This window comes from Salmonella sp. 741265050_HSA (genome assembly GCF_046569445.1).
Lineage (GTDB): Bacteria > Pseudomonadota > Gammaproteobacteria > Enterobacterales > Enterobacteriaceae > Salmonella > Salmonella enterica.
This window is the reverse complement of the sequence record NZ_JBKFSV010000012.1, coordinates 1-19727: the sequence shown is the minus strand read 5'-3', so window position 1 is coordinate 19727 and position 19727 is coordinate 1. Positions and strand designations below refer to the sequence as shown.

17 protein-coding genes and 1 pseudogene are annotated in these 19727 nt (G+C 52.3%); 8 read left to right on the top strand and 10 right to left on the bottom strand.

The annotated features are described in order from the left end of the window. Positions 1 to 178: 178 nt before the first annotated feature. The 5 genes from ACLD4F_RS17190 (at position 179) to cysE (ending at position 3376) form a co-directional block, all read left to right on the top strand. Complete coding sequence (locus tag ACLD4F_RS17190; protein WP_001156179.1) at positions 179 to 610, top strand: rhodanese-like domain-containing protein; 432 nt, start codon at positions 179 to 181, stop codon at positions 608 to 610. An 85-nt stretch (positions 611 to 695) separates the two neighbouring features. Beyond that, positions 696 to 947: a glutaredoxin 3 gene (grxC, locus tag ACLD4F_RS17185; protein WP_001273795.1), complete on the top strand. Its 252-nt coding sequence runs from the start codon at positions 696 to 698 to the stop codon at positions 945 to 947. Between the two features lie 43 nt (positions 948 to 990). Next, positions 991 to 1458, top strand: coding sequence for a protein-export chaperone SecB (secB, locus tag ACLD4F_RS17180; protein ID WP_000003370.1), 468 nt, complete (start codon positions 991 to 993; stop codon positions 1456 to 1458). Next, the gene (gpsA, locus tag ACLD4F_RS17175; protein ID WP_001076596.1) at positions 1458 to 2477 is read left to right on the top strand and encodes an NAD(P)H-dependent glycerol-3-phosphate dehydrogenase; all 1020 of its coding nucleotides are present in this window, start codon (positions 1458 to 1460) and stop codon (positions 2475 to 2477) included. Before secB ends, gpsA begins: the two co-directional genes overlap by 1 nt. Before the next feature lie 77 nt (positions 2478 to 2554). Further along, a complete protein-coding gene (cysE, locus tag ACLD4F_RS17170; RefSeq protein WP_001112114.1) occupies positions 2555 to 3376 on the top strand; it encodes a serine O-acetyltransferase in 822 nt (273 codons plus the stop codon). 182 nt (positions 3377 to 3558) lie between these two features. Here the strand turns inward: cysE and trmL are convergent, their stop codons facing one another. The 7 genes from trmL to ACLD4F_RS17135 all read right to left on the bottom strand — a co-directional run bounded on the left by trmL (position 3559) and on the right by ACLD4F_RS17135 (position 14200). Continuing rightward, positions 3559 to 4032, bottom strand: a complete 474-nt coding sequence (gene trmL / locus ACLD4F_RS17165) for a tRNA (uridine(34)/cytosine(34)/5-carboxymethylaminomethyluridine(34)-2'-O)-methyltransferase TrmL (RefSeq protein WP_000932335.1) — start codon at positions 4030 to 4032, stop codon at positions 3559 to 3561. A gap of 64 nt (positions 4033 to 4096) precedes the next feature. After that, positions 4097 to 5287 (bottom strand): quinone-dependent L-lactate dehydrogenase, encoded by a 1191-nt coding sequence (gene lldD / locus ACLD4F_RS17160; protein WP_000586988.1) that lies wholly within the window; start codon positions 5285 to 5287, stop codon positions 4097 to 4099. Then, positions 5284 to 6060: a transcriptional regulator LldR gene (lldR, locus tag ACLD4F_RS17155; RefSeq protein ID WP_076727395.1), complete on the bottom strand. Its 777-nt coding sequence runs from the start codon at positions 6058 to 6060 to the stop codon at positions 5284 to 5286. The genes lldD and lldR overlap by 4 nt, the downstream gene beginning before the upstream one ends. Then, entirely contained in the window at positions 6057 to 7712 is a 1656-nt protein-coding gene (gene lldP / locus ACLD4F_RS17150) for an L-lactate permease (protein ID WP_001055308.1), read from the bottom strand. The genes lldR and lldP overlap by 4 nt, the downstream gene beginning before the upstream one ends. 298 nt (positions 7713 to 8010) lie before the next feature. Beyond that, on the bottom strand, positions 8011 to 12621 hold the full coding sequence (locus tag ACLD4F_RS17145) for a YadA-like family protein (RefSeq protein WP_411010951.1): 4611 nt from the start codon (positions 12619 to 12621) through the stop codon (positions 8011 to 8013). 43 nt (positions 12622 to 12664) lie between these two features. Continuing rightward, entirely contained in the window at positions 12665 to 13348 is a 684-nt protein-coding gene (locus ACLD4F_RS17140) for a DUF3251 domain-containing protein (protein ID WP_000549445.1), read from the bottom strand. Between the two features lie 489 nt (positions 13349 to 13837). Next, positions 13838 to 14200 (bottom strand): YibL family ribosome-associated protein, encoded by a 363-nt coding sequence (locus tag ACLD4F_RS17135; protein ID WP_000665687.1) that lies wholly within the window; start codon positions 14198 to 14200, stop codon positions 13838 to 13840. A 290-nt stretch (positions 14201 to 14490) separates the two neighbouring features. On the opposite strand from ACLD4F_RS17135, the gene ACLD4F_RS17130 reads away from it, so the two are divergent. Continuing rightward, positions 14491 to 14700: a hypothetical protein gene (locus ACLD4F_RS17130; protein ID WP_001062558.1), complete on the top strand. Its 210-nt coding sequence runs from the start codon at positions 14491 to 14493 to the stop codon at positions 14698 to 14700. A gap of 9 nt (positions 14701 to 14709) precedes the next feature. Here the strand turns inward: ACLD4F_RS17130 and mtlR are convergent, their stop codons facing one another. The 3 genes from mtlR to mtlA form a co-directional block, all read right to left on the bottom strand. Next, on the bottom strand, positions 14710 to 15300 hold the full coding sequence (gene mtlR, locus ACLD4F_RS17125) for a mannitol operon repressor MtlR (RefSeq protein ID WP_000193201.1): 591 nt from the start codon (positions 15298 to 15300) through the stop codon (positions 14710 to 14712). Then, complete coding sequence (mtlD, locus tag ACLD4F_RS17120) at positions 15297 to 16445, bottom strand: mannitol-1-phosphate 5-dehydrogenase (protein WP_076727390.1); 1149 nt, start codon at positions 16443 to 16445, stop codon at positions 15297 to 15299. Before mtlD ends, mtlR begins: the two co-directional genes overlap by 4 nt. A 230-nt stretch (positions 16446 to 16675) precedes the next feature. Then, on the bottom strand, positions 16676 to 18592 hold the full coding sequence (gene mtlA, locus ACLD4F_RS17115; RefSeq protein WP_000093287.1) for a PTS mannitol transporter subunit IICBA: 1917 nt from the start codon (positions 18590 to 18592) through the stop codon (positions 16676 to 16678). 533 nt (positions 18593 to 19125) lie between these two features. Here mtlA and ACLD4F_RS17110 point away from each other — a divergent pair. Then, a complete protein-coding gene (locus ACLD4F_RS17110) occupies positions 19126 to 19488 on the top strand; it encodes a DUF3302 domain-containing protein (RefSeq protein ID WP_076727386.1) in 363 nt (120 codons plus the stop codon). A 2-nt stretch (positions 19489 to 19490) separates the two neighbouring features. Continuing rightward, positions 19491 to 19727, top strand: a pseudogene (locus ACLD4F_RS17105) (HlyD family secretion protein); the annotation flags it as partial.

Here is a 19727-nt window from a genome sequence, read left to right as displayed (position 1 = left end):
CTCAGAAGATCAAAGAAAGGGATCGCGCTGGCGTGAGAAGGCAAGTAATAGCGTGATTTTTTTTCGTAGCGCCCCGCAAAAATGCATTCCAGTGCACGCTCTGGCTGTATTTGCGCCACTGCACAGGTATACTCCTTTCCTGGTTTTTTAATCACTACGTCGGGAGTTGTTACCCCCCATGCAAGAAATTATGCAATTTGTTGGCCGTCATCCCATACTGAGTATCGCCTGGATTGCGTTACTGGTGGCGGTTTTATTTACCACGTTCAAAGGTCTGACTTCAAAAGTTAAGGTGATTACACGCGGCGAAGCCACGCGCCTTATCAACAAAGAGGACGCCGTTGTTGTGGATTTACGTCAACGTGACGATTTCCGTAAAGGCCATATCGCTGGCGCGACCAATTTGCTGCCGAGCGAAATCAAAGCCAACAATGTTGGCGAACTGGAAAAGCACAAAGACAAGCCGATTATCGTGGTCGACGGTTCAGGTATGCAGTGCCAGGAATCCGCTAACGCGCTGACAAAAGCCGGCTTTGAAAAGGTCTTTGTGTTGAAAGAAGGCGTAGCAGGCTGGAGCGGCGAGAATCTGCCTCTGGTGCGCGGTAAGTGATTACCCGTCGTTTTCATGACGTAAGGGGAATGACTTGCCCTTGCGTCGACATGAAATCCATCGGGTAAAAAACAGGAGCGAAGTCATGGCCAATATTGAAATCTACACCAAAGCAACCTGTCCGTTTTGCCATCGTGCAAAGGCGCTGTTAAACAGCAAGGGCGTGAGTTTCCAGGAAATTGCGATTGACGGCGACGCCGTGAAGCGTGAAGAGATGATCAAACGTAGTGGCCGAACGACGGTTCCGCAAATTTTTATTGATGCACAGCACATTGGCGGTTGTGACGACTTGTATGCGCTGGATGCGCGTGGTGGACTGGATCCGCTGTTGCGTTAAGGCGTACTCAAGTATTTAAGGACAACACTAAAGGGTTTTACACATGTCAGAACAAAATAACACTGAAATGGCTTTCCAGATCCAACGTATCTATACCAAGGATGTTTCTTTCGAAGCGCCAAACGCACCGCATGTTTTCCAGAAAGATTGGCAGCCAGAGGTTAAACTGGATCTTGATACGGCATCTTCCCAACTGGCGGATGACGTTTATGAAGTTGTGCTGCGTGTTACCGTAACGGCTTCCCTGGGGGAAGAAACCGCGTTCCTGTGCGAAGTTCAGCAGGCCGGTATTTTCTCCATCAGCGGTATTGAAGGCACTCAGATGGCGCATTGCCTGGGCGCATACTGCCCGAACATTCTGTTCCCGTATGCTCGCGAGTGCATCACCAGCTTGGTTTCACGCGGTACGTTCCCGCAACTGAACCTTGCGCCGGTCAACTTTGATGCGCTGTTCATGAACTATTTGCAGCAGCAGGCTGGCGAAGGTACTGAAGAACATCAGGATGCCTGATGAACCAAAGTAATGCGTCAATGACAGTCATCGGTGCCGGCTCGTACGGCACCGCTCTTGCCATCACTCTGGCGAGAAACGGCCACCAGGTTGTCCTGTGGGGCCACGACCCAAAACATATCGCGACCCTGGAGCACGATCGCTGCAACGTCGCGTTCCTTCCCGATGTGCCTTTTCCCGATACGTTACACCTGGAAAGTGACTTAGCAACCGCGCTGGCGGCCAGTCGTAACATTCTGGTAGTGGTGCCAAGCCATGTTTTCAGCGACGTGCTGCGGCAGATTAAACCGCTGATGCGTCCGGATGCGCGTCTGGTATGGGCGACCAAAGGCCTGGAAGCGGAAACGGGGCGCCTGTTGCAGGATGTCGCTCGCGAGGCGTTAGGCGATCAAATCCCGCTGGCGGTGATTTCCGGTCCGACGTTCGCTAAAGAGCTGGCGGCGGGTTTGCCGACGGCAATCTCGCTGGCCTCAACCGATGAGACCTTTGCCGACGATCTCCAGCAACTGTTGCACTGCGGAAAAAGTTTTCGCGTCTATATCAATGCGGATTTTATCGGCGTGCAGCTTGGCGGCGCGGTGAAAAACGTGATTGCGATTGGCGCGGGGATGTCTGACGGCATCGGCTTCGGCGCGAACGCCCGCACGGCGCTAATCACGCGTGGACTGACCGAAATGTCGCGGCTTGGCGCAGCGCTTGGTGCCGATCCCGCCACCTTTATGGGGATGGCGGGTTTAGGCGATCTGGTGCTGACCTGTACCGACAACCAGTCGCGCAACCGTCGTTTTGGCATGATGCTTGGCCAGGGTATGGACGTTAAAGGCGCGCAGGATAAGATTGGCCAGGTGGTCGAAGGCTATCGCAATACGAAAGAAGTTCGTGAATTGGCGCACCGTTTTGGTGTTGAAATGCCAATAACCGAGGAAATTTATCAAGTATTGTATTGCGGAAAAAACGCGCGCGAGGCAGCATTAACGTTATTAGGTCGCGCCCGCAAGGAAGAGCTGAGTCGCCACTAGCCGTAAGGAACTGTTTGCATAAACGACCCAACCCGCACAGAACGGGTTGGTCGTTTTCTGCCCGTCTGGAGTAAGCCATGCCGTGTGAAGAACTGGAAATCGTCTGGAAGAATATTAAAGCTGAAGCCCGCGCTTTAGCTGACTGTGAGCCTATGTTGGCCAGTTTTTATCACGCCACGCTACTCAAGCATGAAAATCTGGGCAGTGCGCTGAGCTATATGCTGGCAAATAAACTGGCGTCGCCCATCATGCCCGCTATCGCTATCCGTGAAGTAGTTGAAGAAGCCTATGCCGCCGACCCGGAAATGATCGCGTCGGCAGCCTGCGATATTCAGGCCGTGCGCACTCGCGATCCGGCGGTGGATAAATACTCCACGCCGCTGTTATATCTGAAAGGCTTTCATGCGCTACAGGCCTACCGCATTGGTCACTGGTTGTGGAATAAAGGTCGCCGCGCGCTGGCTATCTTCCTGCAAAATCAGGTTTCGGTCTCGTTTCAGGTGGATATTCACCCGGCAGCGAAAATTGGCCGCGGGATTATGCTCGACCATGCCACCGGTATTGTGGTGGGGGAGACGGCGGTTATTGAGGATGATGTGTCGATCCTGCAATCCGTCACCCTGGGCGGTACCGGGAAAACGAGCGGCGATCGTCATCCTAAAATCCGCGAAGGCGTGATGATTGGCGCGGGCGCGAAAATTCTCGGCAATATCGAGGTGGGGCGCGGCGCGAAAATTGGCGCAGGTTCCGTCGTTTTACAGCCTGTCCCGCCGCACACTACCGCCGCAGGCGTTCCGGCGCGTATTGTCGGCAAGCCGGGCAGCGATAAGCCGTCGATGGATATGGACCAGCATTTCAACGGGCTACACCATACGTTTGAGTATGGCGACGGCATCTGATTTCGAGCTATCTTACTTGCCATATTGAACCTGGGCTATGCTCGTCATCCTCTTGTATTGCGTGTACGCTCAGGTAGACAAGCGCAGTCCGTGTCCAATCTGGCTGCGCCGATAACGCTCGAAACGAATATTATCAATATTAATGTAGGCCGGATAAGGCGTCAGCCGCCATCCGGCACAAATCAACTGCGCAATACCGCGCCGGGGTATCCTAACTGGCGCCACGCTTCATACACCACCACCGACACCGCATTCGACAGGTTCATGCTACGGCTATCCGGCATCATCGGAATGCGAATCTTCTGCTCTTTAGGCAACGCATCGAGAATGCTGGCGGGCAGGCCGCGCGTTTCCGGGCCAAACATCAAATAATCGCCATCCTGATAGCTTACGGCGCTATGGGCGGGCGTGCCCTTTGTCGTCAACGCAAACAGGCGCTGCGGGTTTTCGGCGGCGACAAAGGCGGCATAATCGTGATGGCGCTGAACCGCGGCGAATTCGTGATAGTCCAGCCCTGCGCGGCGTAAGCGCTTATCATCCCAGGTAAACCCCATCGGTTCGATGATGTGCAGACGAAAGCCGGTATTGGCGCAAAGACGAATGATGTTGCCGGTATTCGGCGGGATTTCTGGTTCGAAGAGTACGATGTTAAGCATGATGCCCCCTTAAATGCGGGGGGCAGAATAGCAGAAATTTACCGGGCTCTCACGCGCCAGGCGTTCAGGCGGCATCGCCTTTGCTCATTGGCGCCAGCGCGGCGGGCAAACTTTTCCCCAGTTCCTGCACCAGTGAATCGCCACTGATTTCGCTAATAGATTTCGCGCCGGTCAGGGTCATGGCGACTTTCATCTCTTTCTCGATCAGGTCCAGCAGGTTGGCGACCCCCGCTTTTCCTGCCGTCGCCAGCGCGTAGAGATAGGCCCGACCCAGCAGTACGGTATCGGCCCCCAACGCAATCATACGCACGACATCCAGCCCGTTACGAATCCCGCTATCCGCCAGAATGGCGATATCGCCTTTCACCGCATCGGCAATGGCGGGCAGGGCGCGGGCGGAAGAGAGCACGCCATCGAGCTGGCGGCCGCCGTGATTCGACACCACGATACCGTCAGCGCCGAAACGTACCGCATCGCGGGCATCTTCTGGATCGAGGATCCCTTTGATCACCATTGGGCCGTCCCAGAATTCGCGTATCCACTCCAGGTCTTTCCAGGAGATGGACGGATCGAAGTTATTTGCCAGCCAGCCGATATAGTCCTCAAGGCCGGTCGGTTTACCCAGATAGGCGGAAATATTGCCTAAATCATGCGGGCGACCGTTCAGGCCGACATCCCACGCCCATTTAGGGTGCATTACCGCCTGCCAGTAACGGCGCATGGCCGCGTTTGGGCCGCTCATCCCGGAGTGGGCGTCACGGTAGCGCGCGCCCGGCGTCGGCATATCCACGGTAAAGACCAGCGTGGAGCAGCCCGCCGCTTTCGCACGTTCAAGCGCGTTGCGCATAAAGCCCCGGTCACGCAGTACATAAAGCTGGAACCACATCGGGCGCTTAATGGTTGGTGCAACTTCTTCAATCGGACAGACGGAGACGGTGGAAAGGGTGAACGGAATGCCCTTTGCGTCTGCGGCGGCGGCGGCCTGTACTTCGCCGCGACGGGCGTACATGCCGCACAGGCCTACCGGCGCTAATGCCACCGGCATCGACAACGTTTCGTTAAACAGGGTCGTTTCCAGGCTTAAATCGGACATATTTTTCAGCACGCGCTGGCGCAGAGCGACTTGCGACAGGTCTTCCACATTTCGGCGCAGGGTATATTCCGCATACGCGCCGCCGTCGATGTAGTGGAAGAGGAAAGGAGGCAACGTGCGCTGAGCTGCGGCGCGATAATCGCTGGCTGCTGAAATAATCATGATTTATTCTCCCTGGTCATCTCATTATGGTCGCCGGGCAGGCGGGTAATACGCGCCTGGCGGGCCTGGTCTTCATCAAATCGTTTAATCGTGGTGTGGACAAAACTGAGGTGCGCCATCATCGCTTTACGCGCGCCCTCGGCGTTACCGTCCAGAATGGCGTCCATCACCGCCTGGTGTTGTTCCGTCAGCTTTGAGAATACGGGCGGAACGAGATACATACGCTGGCGACTCTGTTTGACGGAGGATTGCAGGACGTCGAAGAACCCGCGCATGGTTTGCAACAGCACCACATTGTGCGAGGCTTCCGCGATCGCCAGATGAAAGCGCACGTCGGCCTGGGAGGCGAGATCCGGGTCTTCGCTGAGCGTCGCATCAAAGCAGAGTCTGATCTTCTCTTTGTCGGCGCTGGTGGCCCGCATGGCGGCGTGCCAGGCAGTACTGGCTTCAATGGCGTGGCGGGCTTCCAGAATATCGAAGCTGTAATCAGGATCGTCCGCCAGCAGGGTTTTCAGCGGCTGAACGATGTTTTGTTCAGACCAGGCTTCATGCTGCCAGCGAACAAACGTCCCGCCGCCGCGACGGCTCACCAGCACGCCTTCGCTGACCAGCTTCGCCAGCGCTTCGCGTAAAGAGTTGCGTGATACGCCAAGCTGTTGAGCCAACTGGCGCTCGGCGGGCAATTTCATGCCCGCTTCCAGGTTTTGTTCTTCAATCAGCGCCCGCACGCGAGAGGCAATCTCGTCTGACAGGCGTTTTGGCATCACAATCACGGAATCATCCAGGTTAAAACATAGGCCTGAAGCGTAGTGATCACGCCCACCATACAGGTGAAGATCAGGCTGTGTTTGACGGTAAAACGGAACAGATCGGACTCTTTCCCTACCAGTCCCACCGCCGCGCAGGCGATGGCGATAGACTGCGGCGAGATCATCTTCCCGGTTACGCCTCCAGTGGTATTCGCCGCCACCATCAGCACATCAGAGACGCCGATTTGCTGCGCCGCGGTAGCCTGTAGAGAGGCAAACAGCGCGTTAGATGAGGTATCCGAGCCGGTCAGGAATACCCCCAGCCAGCCGAGGAACGGCGAGAAGAACGTGAAGGCGCTGCCGGTGTGCGCCAGCGCTAACGCCAGCGTGGAGGAAAGCCCGGAATAGTTCGAGATAAACGCGAACGCCAGCACCATGCCGATGGAGTAAATCGGCAACGCCAGCTCTTTCAGCGTGCTGCCAAAGGTCTGGATTGCGGCTGAGGGTTTCATTTTCAGCCAGACGATAGACAACAGCGCGGCAAATAGGATCGCCGTGCCGGTGGCGGAGAACCAGTCAAATTTATACACCGCCGCGTAAGCGGTCGCTTCGTGTACGACCGGCGGCATACGGGCGACCAGTTTATCGAGATACGGTACCGGAACGTTAATTACCCAGTCATACAGGGCGCCGCCGGGGGCAAACAGCGCTTTGAACGGCGGTATGCTCCAGAGAGTGACCGTGGCGGTCAGGAACAGGAACGGCGACCAGGCGCGAACAATTTGTCCTGTCGTATAGCGGGTACGGGCCAGCGTCTGATCGACCTGCGACGCGCCCATATCGCCGAAGCGGAAGATGCGTACCGGCTGCCAACGTTTGAGGAACAGCGTCAGACACACCAGAGACACCAGAGAAGAGATAATATCCGGCAGTTCCGGCCCGATAAAGTTGGAGCTGAGATACTGGGCGATAGCAAATGAACCGCCAGAGACCATCACCGCAGGCCAGGTTTCTTTCACGCCGCGCCAGCCGTCCATAATCGCCATAATCCAGAACAGCACGATAATGGTCAGGAATGGCAACTGGCGGCCTACCATCTGACCGATTTCAAAGCTGTCCAGGCCCGTAACCTGTCCGGCAACCAGAATCGGAATACCCATCGCGCCAAAGGCGACTGGCGCGGTGTTTACAATCAGGCACAGCCCTGCCGCATACAGCGGATTAAAGCCCAGACCCACCAGCAGCGCGGCGGTTATCGCCACCGGCGCGCCGAAACCCGCCGCACCTTCAAGGAACGCGCCGAAGCAGAAGCCGACAATCAGCATTTGCAGGCGTTGATCGGGGGTTATCGATAGAATTGACGAGCGGATAATGTCAAACTGCCCGGTCTTTACCGAGATTTTATAGACGAAGACCGCGGCGATGATTATCCAGGCAATCGGCCATAGCCCGTAGAAGAAGCCATACACGACCGATGCCAGCGCGTGATCGACCGGCATTTTATAGAACAGCAGCGCGACGGCGAGCGCGATAACCACCGTCCACGAGGCGGCAACGTAGCCTTTCAGCTTAAGTTTAATCAGGGCGAAAAAGAAGAACAGGATTGGGAGCGATGCGATCAGGCTGGAAAGCCAGATATTACCCGCCGGGTCATAGTTTTGTTGCCAGAGGTTCATTGCAGGTCTCCTGAGAACCACACGCATAATGGGATGAATCTTTGCTCATCTCGTTGGGGTCACATTATGTGTAAAAGTGGTCCTGCCAATATTGTTGTGTATGGATAATGACAACAAATAGTTAACCAGATGTTATTTATTGGCAACGGTATTGTAGGGGTAATTTAATGAAATGTGAACATGTGGCCGGATTTAGCGGGAATTGGTAGGGCCAATTAAGGGGTGAGTACAACAAAGGGAAGTGAAAAGGCAATGGCATTATGCCATTGCCTTTGATGTCGGGAGTATTGTTACTCCATTACCACTGGAAGCCAGCGCCAATAGCTGCAGAGTAATCACCCTGGCTGTTACTGGTTCCTTGCAATTTATACACCCAGCCCCCGCTTTCACTTACCATGGAGACACCAATAGCGACGGCACTTTCACCATTAAATGTACCGCCAGCAATCGAAGTCATGTTGGCGCCTGGGGCGTAGGCTTGTGGCAGACCGGCCATGGCCATCGCTGAGGCGATACCGCCGCTCATCTTGTTTTCTACGCCTTTGATTTTGCTGTTCATTTCACCCATTTTCTGGTCGGTATAGGTGTTTGCTTCTTCGACGCTGCGTTTCAATTGCGCATAGTTAACCGCATCCGTATCGTTCACCGCCGCTGAAACATTGCCGATCCGAGTAGTACCGCCACTCCCGTCTCCCAGGTTGAGCACGCTATAGTTAACCGAGCCATCTGCATTGGTTTCATAACGAACGGAGCCTGCTTCTGAAGCTTTCAGTTGCGCCACATTAACCGCGTCAGTGTTGTTCACCCCTGCGGCAACGTTGGTAATACGGCGTTGTTGGGTAGAAGAGCCGACAGACACAGTATTAGCTTCATCTGCGACTGAATTTGTGCCTAACGCTACGCTGTTTTCAGCGGCAGCAATAGAGCCAGAGCCAATCGCAACACTGTCTTTACCCTGCGCATTAGCATCTACGCCATCGGTGTTGGTCTTGAAGTACTTGGTGCTACCGGTAGTGACAATATCGCCGACAGAGTTTTCGATATTGGTGACGCGGGTATCAAGACTACTCACCTGCGTGTTCAGGTTATTGATACTTTCGGTATTTGCGGCAACACGGCTGTCGGTGACTTTCAATTGACTAACGTTTACGGCATCGGTGTCTGCCGAACCCGCCGCGACGTTAGTGATCTGACGTTGACCGTCTTCACTGCCGACAGAGAACTCACCGACAGAGTTCTGCGGTGCGTCCATGTTGTAGGCGGTGTAGTCAGTCTGTGCGCCGCGAGTGGTCTGAGAACCATTACCCATTGCAATACTGTTTGCATGGTTGGCGCGTGCGTTAGAACCGATAGCAATGCCGTTGATGGCATCAGCCATCACCAGTGTATTCAGACCAATACCAATACCTGCATCAGCATTGACGATGGTTTTCGCACCCATTGCCAGTGAGTCAGTCCCGACAGCCAGTGAATCTTCTTCCGTTGAGTTTGCGTGGTAGTACTTGGTCGGTGTAGTGGCGACCGCACCAATGGCATTTTGTAACTGACGAACTGTTACTGCATCTTGCGCTTCAGAGCCGTCCGCAACGTTGGTAATTTGACGATAGCTTTCTCCATCCGTCCCCAATGACAACGCGCCCAGCAACTCTCTGTCTGTTGTATCGTAACCAATGACGACGCCATCGCTTGTTACGCTCGTTGCTTGTATACCGGTTGTAATAGCGCGGTTAGAGCTGGAGCCACTGCCCAAGGCGATGCTGCCCTCAATGCTGCTGCTGCTGTTCTCTCCAAGAGCCAGGCTCGAAGCACCGGATGCGACGGCGTTGTAACCCACTGCTGTTGCGCCGTCACCCGTTGCGTATGCATCCTGGCCTTCAAGCCCGCTATCATTCGTACGGATGTATTTCACGCCAGTACCATTTTCCGTGATATAGGTTTCGCTGGTATCGCCGGCTAGTTGGCTAATAGACTCATTATACTGAGAAATCAGCATGTTAGTTTCATAGAGCTGAGAGCCATTAACGGCGTCAGTACTGTCACTGGCGATTTCACCTGCTGCTACATTGGTTATCTTATTGGTACCGCTGGTACCGTGGCTGGCGCTGAACGCACTCTCTTCGTCATCCCAGCTCAGTGCATCGGCACCAAGATTGGTGATGGACGTATTGATATCTGCGATAGCAGAGGTGTTTTGATCCACCTTCTGGTTGGTTTCATACAACTGTGAGCCGTTTACCGCGTCTGTACTGTCCTCAGAAAGCGCCCCGGCGGCGACATTGGTTATTTTACTGGTGCTTCCACCGTGGTTTGCGCTGAAAGCGCCGATGTCTTCGTCCCATAACAGAGCGTTATCAGTGAGGCCGGTAATGGACGTATTAATGTCGGAGACAGAAGTATTCAGGTTCTCAATCGCGCTGCTGTTCTGAGTGATGTTAGTGGTATTGGCGGCGATATCGGTCGTGTTCTGATCCACTTTTTCGTTGGTTTCGAACAGCTGCGATCCGTTAACGGCGTCGGTACTTTCTTCAGACAGCTCTCCGGCAGCAACGTTGGTGATTTTGTTTGTCGTACTACTTCCGTGGCTGGCAGAGAACGAACTCGTTGTCTCATTCCAGCTCAGGTTGTCAGAGCTAAGATTGGTGATGGACGTATTAATATCTGCGATAGCAGAGGTGTTTTGATCCACCCTCTGGTTGGTTTCATACAACTGGGAGCCGTTAACGGCGTCGGTGCTGTCCGAAGCCAGGGTACCCGCCGCCAGATTGGTGATTTTGCTGTCGCTTCCGTTGTGGTTAGCGCTGAATGCGCCAGAGGCTGCATCCCACAACAGGGCATCGTCAGTGAGCGTGGTGACGGAATTGTTCAGGTTGTTGATGCTGGTGGTGTTGGTGGCGATATCAGTGGTGTTCTGATTGATGCTGGTGGTGTTGGCAGCGATATCAGTGGTGTTCTGAGACACATTTTCATTGGTGGCAAACAATTGTGAGCCGTTAACGGCGTCGGTGCTGTCCGAAGCCAGGGTACCCGCCGCCAGATTGGTGATTTTGCTGTCGCTTCCGTTGTGGTTAGCGCTGAATGCGCCAGAGGTCGCATCCCAAAGCAGGGCATCATCGGTGAGCGTGGTGACGGAGTCGCTCAGACTGTTGATACTGGTGGTGTTGGTGGCGATATCAGTGGTGTTCTGAGTGATGCTGGTCGTATTAGCGGCGATATCGGTTGTGTTCTGAGACACATTTTCGTTGGTGGCAAACAACTGAGAGCCGTTAACGGCGTCGGTGCTGTCAGCAGCCAGGGTACCCGCCGCCAGATTGGTGATTTTGCTGTCGCTTCCGTTGTGGTTAGCGCTGAATGCGCCAGAGGTCGCATCCCAAAGCAGGGCATCATCGGTGAGCGTGGTGACGGAGTCGCTCAGACTGTTGATACTGGTGGTGTTGGTGGCGATATCAGTGGTGTTCTGATTGATGCTGGTGGTGTTGGCAGCGATGTCAGTGGTGTTCTGCGACACATTTTCATTGGTGGCAAACAGCTGGGAGCCGTTAACGGCATCGGTGCTGTCTGCGGCCAGGGTGCCTGCCGCCAGGTTGGTGATTTTGCTGTCGCTTCCGCTGTGGTTAGCGTTGAATGCGCCAGAGGCTGCATCCCACAACAGGGCATCGTCGGTGAGCGTGGTAACGGAGTTGCTCAGACTGTTGATACTGGTGGTGTTGGTGGCGATATCAGTGGTGTTCTGATTGATGCTGGCCGTATTGGCGGCGATATCGGTTGTGTTCTGGTTAATGCTGTCGGTATTGGTAGTGATATCAGCGGTGTTCTGATCCACTTTCTCATTTGTATCAAACAACTGGGAGCCGTTAACCGCATCAGTGCTGTCTGCGGCCAGGGTACCTGCCGCCAGATTGGTAATCTTGCTGTCGCTTCCGCTGTGGTTAGCGCTGAATGCGCTTGTGTTGCCATCCCACAACAGCGCGTCTTCGGCTAATCCTGCGACAGAGGCCTCTGTATTCGTGATAGAAGTGTTAAGTGCGCTTAACGCACTGCCTACGTTATTGTAGATGCCAGTGCCCACCTCGTAGAGAGGGGCATTCACCGTACCATCAGAATTAACAGAAGCCCCTCCGCCGAGTCGATCGGCGACAGATTGACTTAAAGAATAAATTTGCGCACCTGTGACGGCATCGGTACTGCTGGAATTGATGTCGCCTTTAGCAACATAGGTGATCTGCCGTTGAGTGGTGCTGTTACCCACGGCGACGGAATTGTCTTCCAGGGCGGTAGAGCCAGTGCCAAGGGCAACTGAGTTGGTGCCTATCGCTTTTGCGCCATTACCTAATGCAGCGCTGTCATCGCCGCTCGCAGTGGATTGATTACCTAGTGCAACGGAAGTTATTCCGCTCGCGACAGATTTATAACCTAACGCAACCGATTTTGCGCCGCTCGAATTGGCATACACGCCCATTGCCATTGAATAACTTCCACTGGCTGAGGATGAGGCGCCCATTGCAATGGCCCGGTCACCGGCAGAAACCGATTTTACGCCAAGCGCTAGCGAAGAGTCGCCGGAGGATTGGCTGTATGAACCAATGGCGGTACTCCATTTCCCCATCGCAGAGGCGTTATAACCCATTGCGGCGCTTGCGCCATCTTCGTTGGTGTAAGTATTGGCTGTGGCAGCGGTACCAATTGCAATCCACCCTGTTCCCGTTGTACCGGATACAGTAACACCGCTGCCAGTATCGTTCCCTGCGTTGGCCAGCGCATCCGCTGAGATCATAATACCGCTAAGGCTGATGAGTGCGGAAACCGCCAGCTTTCTGCGGCCGCTTTTTTTGCCGCGGCTTTTTGCGGTTTCGCTGGTGACAATAAATGTTCCCGTAGCGGCATTCCAGAGGACTTTAAATATTCTGTTCATGGATAAGTGCTTTCCTTTTCTAAAATAGTTGTATCAATGGCTATTATTTTTTTGGCTTCTTTTTCGTATCATTAATAGGCTGTATGCTGTCGAATATGACATTCTCCATGTTAATACCTATTTTTAGATACTTAAGATTATTGGGCGATACGCCTTTTAATGTTAGCGTGACGTTTGTCCATGTTCCCGGTAAAAGTTCGATTGTCGAATCCATTTTCGTGTTAAGCAGGAGTTGTTTCCAGCGAGGTAGATCTTTTGCCTCGGAAGGTTTTTTCGTACCCCATGTCATATTAAACGCAAGGTTTGATACGGGAATGCTGAGTAAGTTAACTAAATCAAGATGAATAACACTTCCATCATCTATTGGCTCAATAGATAGAATACGCCCGGCTAATCCGATATTGCCGTTGTTAATAATAAAATAGCGCGTTTGTGATGGATCCAGTTCTGTGTAGTCGAATAGCCGTTGTTTGCGTTCAATGCGACCAACGACTTCGGCGACCTTTTGAGTCGTGTTGATAACTGTAGCTTGTTGTTTTTCTAGCAAATTTATCTTTGCTTCTTGTTCTTTTTGTTGTTTTTCTAACAGATTTATCTTTGTTTCTTGTTCTTTTTGTTGTTTTTTCAGTTCTTCAACAAGGTGTTTATCTGCAAAGTAATCACAACCAGATAAAAAGAATGTGAATCCCAACGCAAGCAAGGGGATAAATTTTCCATTTTTGTGCATATAAAATATCCTTGTTAATAATTTATATAATATAAATAGTTAACCTGTTATTTATACAGCTAACTCATCATTTTGCGAGCATTGCCAATAGCCATTAATATATGGTTATAATTAAAACATTCATTGTTTCTATAGGAATGTGCAAATACCCGACGTTGTTTATCAATTATTCATAGCAATACTTTATAAAAATATAATTATAATATTTATGTATGAGCATTTTTTTTCATGAATGATAATGTTATTTAATTTTGCGGGTCAATCATATTCTGCGGGATATGAGAAAAGGGGATGGAAAAATTCATTGCATAAATACAAATAGGCATGATAGTGGAATTTTTCATCCCGAAAAAGCGGGGAGTACCGTTAAAAGTGAACTCGTATATAAGCGGTGTAAATACGTCTGGATAAAAATTCGGAATATAGCCCGATGCTCTCAAGGCCCCCGTCGAACGACAGGTACCTTGAGAGCCTGTGATGCGGAAGTGTTTAGAACTCGCTCTTCGCGAAGCCTGTCATCTCTTTGAGCCCCATTTCCCGGCCCAGCGCCGTCATCGGGTGCACCACGATCAGGCCGCGTACGCTTTTTTTGAGTTTGCCCATATCGGCCTGCTCTTTTTTAGTGATCGCGCGGCGAAACGGCAGGTTCATCAGCTTCTGCGCTTCTTTACTCAGTTTCTGGCTGTGTACTTCGCGCAGACGGATAATTTCTGCTTCCAGCGTCTCTTTTTCTTTTTCCAGCTCCGCGTATTTATCGGCGGATTCAACCAGAGAAAGACCTGCCTGCTGGTGGCGAATAGCGTCAAGACGATCGCTCAGGCGTTTAATTTCGTTTTTTTCAACTTCTTTCATGGGATTGCTTCTGATAGAAATGGGATAGATACCCTATAGTATGCGCGCAGTGAGTGATTCTTCACAACTCATGACGTAAAGATAATCAATTATGGCAAGTATTACACCGCTAATTATTTAGTTATCTCTTTGAGAATAAAATCTTTTTTTCGAAAGAAAAGATGAAGCGCCTTTTTTGCCGGCAAGAAAAGCGATTAAGCACATTTTCCTCAATGACAACGCTAAAGTGATCCTAAACTCAAATAAGCGACCGCGGGAGTCAGACGCGGGTCACACATGGAGGATCTATCATGGCAAAAATAGGTGAGAACGTACCACTTCTTATTGATAAAGCCGTCGATTTTATGGCGTCCAGCCAGGCGTTCCGTGAATACTTGAATAAAACGCCGCCGCGTGATTATGTTCCTTCCGAAGTGCCGTCGGAGAGCGCGCCCATTTATTTGCAGCGTCTGGAATATTACCGGCGGCTGTACCGACCAAAAGAAGAAGAAAGAGGTTAACGGCGGGATTTACTTTTGAAAGGCCTTTTTTAAGCTGATTTTAGAAATCAGCTCGGTCAGGGAGAGAACCATCGTCGAACGCACCGCCTGCTGGTAGCGCTGAATTTGCATGGCGTAGAGCGCCGCGTCGGACGTATCAAAATGCGGCGGCGGCGGCAGCGCCATGACGCAGTGTAGTTCGCCAAACGGCCCGAGGATTTCATCGTCGGTAAAGGCGTATTCATTGCCGTCGTGATTCAGCTCTTCGCGCAGCGCCATTAACAGCTCCGCATCTTCATATTCGGTGCGGCTGAGTACGCCCAGGCCATAGATAAGTTTCAGACGTACCGAAAGATCGCCCAGCGGTCCGTCGCCGTCCAGCAACGGTTCCACAGCGTATTTCACCGCATAGTCGTCTTTGCGAAACACCTGGAGCACCAGAATATTCACCGCCTCGGTCAATAACTCGACGGCAGTAATCAGGAAGCTCCGTACGGTTTTGCCAGCATTCAGACGCTCAAGCACACGATTTTCAAAGGCCTGGGTTTGTTCCATTATTGCCTGCATATCTGACAATCTGTTATTTGGGCGCAGGCTAACCTGCGCCGGGTTCTGCGTCATTTGGTCGCGTTATAAGCGTTAACCGCCTCCGCCACCACATCGCTATTGGCATCCAGCCCGGAAATTTGCGCCAGAGCGGCCTGTGGACCTTTTTCGTCAATCAGCGCGGCCAGTTCCTGTGCCTGCGGATCTTCTTCACTGCGGAAATGCATCGCCGCCGCGATCCCTTTGACCAGATTCACATGCGGCAGACCATATTCCAGGGTACCCAGCAGCGGTTTGATCAGACGGTCGCCCGCGCTGAGTTTGCGTAGCGGCTGACGTCCAACGCGCTCAACATCATCTTTCAGATACGGGTTTTCAAAACGACCGAGGATTTTCTGAATGTATGCCGCATGTTTGTCGGCATCAAAACCGTAACGTTTGATCAGCACCGCGCCGCTTTCTTCCATCGCGCCTTTCACCACCGCGCGAATACTCTCATCGAGAATGGCGTCGCGAATGGTTTGATGACCGGCTAATTTGCCGAGGTACGCGGTTATAGCATGACCTGTGTTCAGCGTGAAGAGTTTACGTTCGACAAATGCCATCAGGTTATCCGTTAACTCCATCCCCGGAATGGTCGGCAACGCGCCTTTGAACTGAGTTTTATCAACAATCCACTCGCTGAACGTTTCTACCGTCACTTCCAGCGGATCGTTGGTTGCAGAAGCGGAAGGCGGCACAATACGGTCAACGGCGGAATCGACAAAACCGACGTGCTGTTCAACCCAGGCTTTATCGCCATCCGCCAGCGCGTTCATCACATGACCTTTGAGCTGTGTGGTGCCGCGCACCATATTTTCACAGGCGATGATATTCAGCGGGGCATCCACGCCCTGCGCCTTACGTTTTACCAGCCCTTTAGCGATGGCCGGAGCGATACGCTCAAGCACAACCGGACCCACGGCAGTAGTGATTAAATCAACGTGGGCAATCAGGTCGACAACATCATCGCCGATGCTGCTGACAGCGTTGACGCCGGAAACGGTATCAACCTGCTCATTTTCACCCACAACATGAACCTGATAGCTATGACGGGCATTCAGGGCATCGAGTACGACCTGATTTACATCCGCAAACGTCAGTTGTATCCCCGCGTCAGCCAGCAGTTTGCCGATAAAGCCACGACCGATATTACCTGCGCCAAAATGTAATGCTTTCATAGTATTAACCTTCATTAATGTTTTTACCCGAGAGGGCTGGGGTGAGGGACTGCATAGATTTCCCCTCAACCTAACCCTCTCCACAAGGGAGAGGATATCGCCTTCATATTTCGAACTGCAGATGCGTTGGCTCTCCTCGCTCACCCCAGTTACGTACTTATGTACGCTCCTGGGGATTCACTGCGTTGCCGCCTTCCTGCAGCTCGAACTATTTTGGGGATACTTAACTGTTAAGCTTTTTTACCTGCCAGCAGTTCCAGCACTTCATCCACGCTGGTGGTGTGCGCCAGACGTTCGATCACGGATTCATCATCCAGCGCGTTAGTCAGGCTGGTGATGACCTGGATGTGCTCATTGTTACGTGCGGCGATACCAATAACCAGACGGGCAATATCGTCTTCTTCTTCACCGAAGCGTACGCCTTCCGGATACTGGCAGAACACCACGCCGGTTTTTAGCACGCGATCTTTCGCTTCTACTGTACCGTGCGGTACTGCGATGGATTCACCGAGGTAAGTCGGCGTCAGCTTTTCGCGGTCCAGCATCGCCTCGACGTATTCCGGCTCAACATAGCCGCCTTTCACCAGTTGTTCACCGGCAAAGCGAATCGCCTCTTCTTTGTTAGCGGCTTTACGGCCCAGGAAGATATTCTCCGCACCCAGTTTGAACAGGTTGTTATCACCCTCTTCAAAGCTGTCTTTCAGATGGTCGCGTACTTTCTCTTCATTAGTATTGTGGCGCTGTGCAGCAACCAGACGTTCGGTCAGGCTGGTGTACAGGCCGCTATCCAGGAAGTTGGTCAGCGAAATATGCTGCGCCTGCGGTACCTGACGCATCGCGCGCTCGGTAAGGTCACGGTGAGTAATGACCAGATCCACATCCGGCGGCAGATTGTTAATGGCGCTGTTGGTGACGGAGATCTGGCTCAGGCCCGCATCCTGTACTTTCTTACGCAGTACCCCTGCGCCCATCGCGCTGGAACCCATACCGGCATCGCAAGCCACGATGATTTTACGCACATGGCTCAGGTCGTTGGTCACGTCGCCAGCCGCCAGCGGAGAGGCGCCTTTAGATTCCGCTTTCATGTCATGCATACGACGGGTGGCCGCTTCAATGTCATCTTCTTCTTTCACTTTGCTGGTTTTCAGCAGAATTGCAGAAACCACGAAGGAGACCGCCATTGCCGCCACGATGGCAGCGATGTTAGCGAAGTAAGCGCCTTTTGGCGTCATCGCCAGTACCGCCAGAATCGAGCCAGGAGAAGCCGGAGAAACCAGACCGCCGTTCAGGATGGTCAGGGTGAATACGCCGGTCATACCGCCGAGAATCACCGCCAGAATCAGGCGTGGGTTCATCAGCACGTACGGGAAGTAGATCTCATGGATACCGCCCAGGAAGTGGATAATTGCCGCGCCGCCCGCAGACTGTTTAGCGCTGCCGCGACCGAAGAACATGTACGCCAGCAGGACGCCCATCCCCGGACCCGGGTTAGCTTCAATCAGGAAGAAGATGGATTTACCCATCTCATGGGACTGCTGGATACCCAGCGGTGAGAAGATGCCGTGGTTAATCGCGTTATTGAGGAACAGGATTTTCGCCGGTTCAACAAAAATGGACGCCAGCGGCAGCATATCGTGCGCCACCATGAAGTTAACGCCCGCCGCCAGAATTTTGGACAGGACTTCAACCGCCGGACCAATACCGAGGAACGCCAGGATGGCGAGGATCATACCGATGATGCCAGCGGAGAAGTTGTTCACCAGCATCTCAAAACCGGATTTGATCTTACCGTCTACCCAACTGTCGAATTTCTTAATGCAGTAGCCGCCTAATGGACCGGCGATCATCGAGCCGAGGAACATCGGCATATCCGCGCCGACAATAACGCCCATGGTAGTGATAGCGCCCACCACGCCGCCGCGTTCGCCGCCAACCAGACGACCGCCGGTATAACCGATGAGCAGCGGCAGCAGGTAGGTGATCATCGGACCAACCAGTTTCGCCAGCGTTTCGTTAGGCAACCACCCTGTTGGAATAAATAATGCGGTGATAATACCCCACGCGATAAACGCGCCGATATTAGGCATCACCATATTGCTGAGGAATCGACCAAAGCTTTGCACTTTGATCTTAATATCGGATGACATAAAAACACCCCTTCTTATGTTGCTGTCGCGCAGGCTGAAAGCCCGAGGTTTGTTAATGTAGCGGCAGAGGTAGCCGGACCCTGTAGTGTAGATACTGCGCAATCTGGCACTGAATCGTTCAACTGTCCAGTCGACGGTCTTTTATGTGATATTCGTCACGTAAATATAGGGTGTATAGCGTTAGTTAATGTGATTTTAATCACAAAATAACGGTACAAAAAAACATCACAGTGCAATAATTCGCTGCAAATGAGGATTAAATGTGAACTGATTCACATTTTTGGTTTTGCTGTTTGTTGAATTTTTGTGATGTGGATCGCAAATTATTTTCATCTGGATTTGAGCAGATGTGATCTGCGGCAGGTTCTACCCCCGACATTTTTTATTGCAAAACAAAGCAACTTCTCACCAGAAAAAATATTTATTTTGTGGTATGGCGAAAACCCCAAACTGCAGTTATGTTCAAAACATCAGCCAGGGTGCATACGGCTGCCGGCATAAAAAACTCTAATTAGCGTGAATTCGAGGCAGGCATGTTTCTAAATTATTTCGCGTTGGGCGTGCTGATCTTCGTTTTTCTGGTTCTGTTTTACGGAATCATCGCCATTCACGATATTCCCTATAACATGGCTAAAAAACGTAACCATCCCCATGCCGATGCCATCCATACTGCGGGATGGGTGAGCCTGTTCACTCTTCATGTTATTTGGCCGTTCCTGTGGATCTGGGCCACGCTCTACCAGCCTGAAAAGGGATGGGGAATGCAGTCACACACCACTCCGACCGGAAAGGAGTCAGACCCTGAGATTGCCGCGCTGGCAGCGCGAATCACCCAGTTGGAAAAAAGACTGGATGGGGAGAAAAAAAACGATAACTCCACCTTTCCGGAGATTTAATCATGGATTTGTTGATAGTCCTGACCTATGTGGCCTTTGCCTGGGCCATCTTTAAAATATTCCGTATTCCGGTAAACCAATGGACGCTTGCTACCGCTGCATTAGGTGGGGTGTTCATTGTTGCGGGATTGATTTTATTAATGAACTATAACCACCCGTATACCTTTACGGCGCAAAAAGCGGTTATTTCAATTCCGGTCACTCCGCAAGTCACAGGAATTGTTAGTGAGGTAACGGAT

Bases quoted from the DNA above. Each gene is read 5' to 3' on its own strand.
- lldD (WP_000586988.1), bottom strand. From the start codon at position 5,287: ATGATTATTTCAGCAGCCAGCGATTATCGCGCCGCAGCTCAGCGCACG.
- ACLD4F_RS17110 (WP_076727386.1), top strand. From the start codon at position 19,126: ATGTTTCTAAATTATTTCGCGTTGGGCGTGCTGATCTTCGTTTTTCTG.
- trmL (WP_000932335.1), bottom strand. From the start codon at position 4,032: ATGCTTAACATCGTACTCTTCGAACCAGAAATCCCGCCGAATACCGGC.
- grxC (WP_001273795.1), top strand. From the start codon at position 696: ATGGCCAATATTGAAATCTACACCAAAGCAACCTGTCCGTTTTGCCAT.
- ACLD4F_RS17130 (WP_001062558.1), top strand. From the start codon at position 14,491: ATGGCAAAAATAGGTGAGAACGTACCACTTCTTATTGATAAAGCCGTC.
- mtlA (WP_000093287.1), bottom strand. From the start codon at position 18,592: ATGTCATCCGATATTAAGATCAAAGTGCAAAGCTTTGGTCGATTCCTC.
- lldP (WP_001055308.1), bottom strand. From the start codon at position 7,712: ATGAACCTCTGGCAACAAAACTATGACCCGGCGGGTAATATCTGGCTT.
- secB (WP_000003370.1), top strand. From the start codon at position 991: ATGTCAGAACAAAATAACACTGAAATGGCTTTCCAGATCCAACGTATC.
- ACLD4F_RS17145 (WP_411010951.1), bottom strand. From the start codon at position 12,621: ATGAACAGAATATTTAAAGTCCTCTGGAATGCCGCTACGGGAACATTT.
- ACLD4F_RS17140 (WP_000549445.1), bottom strand. From the start codon at position 13,348: ATGCACAAAAATGGAAAATTTATCCCCTTGCTTGCGTTGGGATTCACA.
- gpsA (WP_001076596.1), top strand. From the start codon at position 1,458: ATGAACCAAAGTAATGCGTCAATGACAGTCATCGGTGCCGGCTCGTAC.
- ACLD4F_RS17135 (WP_000665687.1), bottom strand. From the start codon at position 14,200: ATGAAAGAAGTTGAAAAAAACGAAATTAAACGCCTGAGCGATCGTCTT.
- mtlR (WP_000193201.1), bottom strand. From the start codon at position 15,300: ATGACGCAGAACCCGGCGCAGGTTAGCCTGCGCCCAAATAACAGATTG.
- mtlD (WP_076727390.1), bottom strand. From the start codon at position 16,445: ATGAAAGCATTACATTTTGGCGCAGGTAATATCGGTCGTGGCTTTATC.
- ACLD4F_RS17190 (WP_001156179.1), top strand. From the start codon at position 179: ATGCAAGAAATTATGCAATTTGTTGGCCGTCATCCCATACTGAGTATC.
- cysE (WP_001112114.1), top strand. From the start codon at position 2,555: ATGCCGTGTGAAGAACTGGAAATCGTCTGGAAGAATATTAAAGCTGAA.